Annotated in this window: 3 protein-coding genes; all 3 read right to left on the bottom strand. The window is 32.8% G+C overall.

The genetic code is table 11. The features are described from left to right. Window positions 1-6: 6 nt before the first annotated feature. Complete coding sequence (locus tag ACVCXO_RS07635; protein WP_452229003.1) at window positions 7-291, bottom strand: hypothetical protein; 285 nt, start codon at window positions 289-291, stop codon at window positions 7-9. A gap of 180 nt (window positions 292-471) precedes the next feature. Further along, window positions 472-3,168, bottom strand: a complete 2,697-nt coding sequence (locus ACVCXO_RS07630; protein WP_452229002.1) for a T9SS type B sorting domain-containing protein — start codon at window positions 3,166-3,168, stop codon at window positions 472-474. A gap of 68 nt (window positions 3,169-3,236) precedes the next feature. Continuing rightward, window positions 3,237-3,578 (bottom strand): ribose-5-phosphate isomerase, encoded by a 342-nt coding sequence (locus ACVCXO_RS07625; protein ID WP_452229001.1) that lies wholly within the window; start codon window positions 3,576-3,578, stop codon window positions 3,237-3,239. Window positions 3,579-3,721 lie beyond the last annotated feature (143 nt).

Genomic DNA, 3,721 nt, shown 5'->3' with positions numbered 1-3,721 from the left:
CTCTCGTTATTCTTTATGATCGTCTTTCACTTCTTCATCGCGATACTCACAACAAGGATGCACCGTTGCATACGCTTCATCGGTTGCTTTTAAATCTTTCGTATCATGACCAACCGCTGCAATACCAGTATGAATTGCATTAGAAAATGCTGCTTCTGTTGCCGGAATGATTTTAACTACAGAATGTGCTTTAATTGATATTAAAGAAGATACTCCAGGTGGTATGCCAGGAGGAATGGGTGGGCGGTATGCCAGGGATGATGTAGCAGCGAGTCGCTGCTGGCAGGTCATGCACTCTTATGCATAATAATAATAAGAAGAGTCTTCTGTTTATCACCAAGAAACGCAAATTATAAAAAAACGCTTCTAGATGTTTCTAGGAGCGTTTTTTTATATAGCATTAATATTTTTAAAAAGCGGTTACGACTTTGCTAGAAAAAGTAAAATAGATGTCACCTATATATTAAGCTACTATCTTTTTAAAGTAAAATGACCAGAGAAGGTTTTACCTGTACCAAGTTCTACCGTAAACCAATAATCGTTGGTATTCATAGTATTTCCATTAAAAGTTCCATCCCAACCCAAACTATTTGATGAAAGCTGTTTTATTAGTTTCCCATATCTATCAAATATTAATATTTTAGAATTAGGAAATTTAGTGACCCCTTCTATTTGCCAATAGTCATTATAACCATCATTATTAGGAGTAAATATTTTAGGATAATCAATAATTGTTATTTCTTTAGAATCTTGTCCACAACCATCTTTATCTTTAACAAATACAGTATAAGTCCCTCCTTCTAGGTTTGAAAAATAATTATTATCTTGATAATTAACACCATTAATAGAATATTCAAAATCACCATCTCCAGAGGCTATTATCTCCATGTAATTATTCCCTAATTCGCCATGGTTTACTTGTACAATTTCTGGTAAATTAGAACGAATTAAACGAAACGAAAATGAGTTTTCACAAATAATATTGTTCTTTAATTCGGCAACCGTTAATACGTAACTTCCTTCATTTATTATTTCTGCGCTATACGTAGACGAAATTAAAGTTCCATCTTCAAAAAGCCATTCATAAGACGTATAGCTAGATTCGACATTTATAATAATAGATGGTGCTAGATTACAAATAAAATATTCTTCTTCAATACTAATCACTGGTAATCTATTTACTATTAAATCGAAAGATCTTTCAGAATAACATAACGAATTAGAAGCATCTACAACCTTCACATATATTGTTTGTTGATAAGGCTCTACGTTCTGAAATAGAGCAGGTAACGGACTTGACAATTCAATACTATTAGAATCGTAATAATGTATAGATAATCCTGTTTGGTTTCCTATAATTTGCCCTTCTAATAAAGTAGTCTCAAACGTTGCATATCCATCCCCTTGATTACAAGCATATAAATTATCTGGTTGGCTGATATTTGGTTGTGTTATGGTTTCTAAATGAAGTATAGTTTCCGAATAGCAGTTAGTAAAATCATCCGTTACTCTTACTGTTATATTTTGATTATTGGTCTCACTATTAGTAAACGGGTTTGCCAATGGACTTGGTAACTCTGTCCCATCCGCCTTATAATAAGTTACATGCATTCCAGTTTGCCCATTTAGAACTTGAGTTTCTACATTCCCCGTGTCAAAGTATTCTGAAATACCATCTGCATTATCATCACAAGCATATAACTCTGGTAATTGAGTTACTTCTGGATTATCATAAATATCGAGTACAATTCTAGTTTCTGAAGCGCAGTTAGTAATAGAATTAGTCAACACTGCATCTATATAGTCTTGATTAAGAATAAGGTTTTCAAAATCATTTAAGTCATTTAAAGGAATACTATTATTACTACTATCAAATAATTCGACTAAAATATTTGGCTGTCCATTTACTAAATCAACTGTTAAATTACTTAAATCGAATATAGCATAACCATCCCTATTATTGTCACAAGCAAATAAATTATTTACAGAAGCTATTTCTGGAAGAGGATTTATTAACAAATCAAAAATCGTTTCACTATAACAACATAAATCGCTACTGTTGCTAACCCGCACAGTAATTTCTTGAGTGTTTGCTTGTGTATTAGTAAAAGGGTTTGGCAATGGACTAGGTAGCTGATTACCATTTTGATCATAATAGCTAACAACAACTCCTGTTTGCCCATTTACAACTTCTAATACGACATTGGAGGTGTCAAAACTTGAAGAAACACCCAGTCCTTGATTATCTTCACAACTAGGAATATCATTAACAGGATAAGCAATTGGAGGTTCGGCTACAGATATTGTTTCATTAATAACATAAGTAGATCCATCGTTTTGTATAATGTTTGCGGCAATAGAATATTGCCCTGATGCTGAAAAGTCATGTGAAGGCAAAGTGAGATTTGAAGTATTGTTTACTCCTGATGCTGGATCTCCAAAATTCCAAATAACAGAAGCTATATTATTTGTGTTGTTTAAATAGAATTCTTTGAGTGTTTGACTACAATCATTTGTGTAATTTAGAGAGAAGGGAGAAATAATATTATTTCGAACTCCACTTACATTAATATAAAAATTTGCATCTGGACGCCCCATGTCTGTTGCTGTTACAAATCCATTAACTGGTGTTGCTCCTCCAGTTATACACCTTCTTTGCCATGAAAAATCATTATCATAAATAGATCCCGCTATAAAAGCTACTGCACTCGAATTTACATCACCTCCTTTTTCTACTTCAACTAAGATACGCTCCGTTCCAGCTGGAACAACTATAGGAGTATTAAAATCTAATGTAACTATCTCTGGAATGAGTGAAACATACCATGGTAAGTATATTTCTTGACTTATTCCAATTAGGTTTGACTCTAAAAAAGTAGAAGGAAAGCCATTATCTATTGCATAAATTCTAAATCTAGCAGTAGGTCTCCAAGAAGTATTAACTACAGCCACTTGCCCTGTAGTAATAATAAATTCATCGTTTAAACCAATCCCAAAATCTTGAAGTGTAAATGTTCTTGACCAATAAATAGTAGCTGATGTGCAAGAATGTATATTTGTTCTAACAACCTCACAAGAATTATGCGTTAGAGTAATCTGTGCTGTTGCATAAAAGCTAGAAAGAATAAAAAGTAGTAAAAAAAGTTTAAATGGTAAAGATTTAATCATTCTATAATTTGAATTGTTACTTATAAACAGCTAATATAATTTTATTTAATAAAACATAACCCTTCTAATTAATTAAACCAAACCGCATACTTCTGTCTGCGCAACTCTAAAGCCAGAGTTTCTTCCATTTTTAAAGCTTCTGCTCTAGTTGGAATTGGATCGATGTGATTGTATAAACTCGGACGAAGATAGAGTCCGTATTTCTCAACAATATTAGAAGACAGCTTATAACCTTTCTTATTTCTGTAGCCTGTTTTATGTTGTAGAAAACGTTCTTTAGGCGTTTTGCTCGTCATACCAACATACAAGCATTGCAAAACGCCATTAAATTGCGGATTTGCATTTCTAAACTTGGTGTTTTCAGTAAACACACGTTTAGATAATTCGATGACGTAAATTCTATATGGCATATGTAAAAATAAAAAAGCCTGAATATTAATTCAGGCTTTTTTACTATTTTCTTATTCTCTTGTTATTCTCTCGTTATTCTTTATGATCGTCTTTCACTTCTTCATCGCGATACTCACAACAAGGATGCACCGTTGCATACGCT

It is taken from the genome of Lacinutrix sp. MEBiC02404 (assembly GCF_053601575.1).
Note: the sequence above shows the minus strand (reverse complement) of the source record. Positions and strands in the feature narration are given on the sequence as shown.

Excerpts from the sequence above, each read along its gene's own strand:
- ACVCXO_RS07625 (WP_452229001.1), bottom strand. The coding sequence starts at position 3,578 with ATGCCATATAGAATTTACGTCATCGAATTATCTAAACGTGTGTTTACT.
- ACVCXO_RS07630 (WP_452229002.1), bottom strand. The coding sequence starts at position 3,168 with ATGATTAAATCTTTACCATTTAAACTTTTTTTACTACTTTTTATTCTT.
- ACVCXO_RS07635 (WP_452229003.1), bottom strand. The coding sequence starts at position 291 with ATGACCTGCCAGCAGCGACTCGCTGCTACATCATCCCTGGCATACCGC.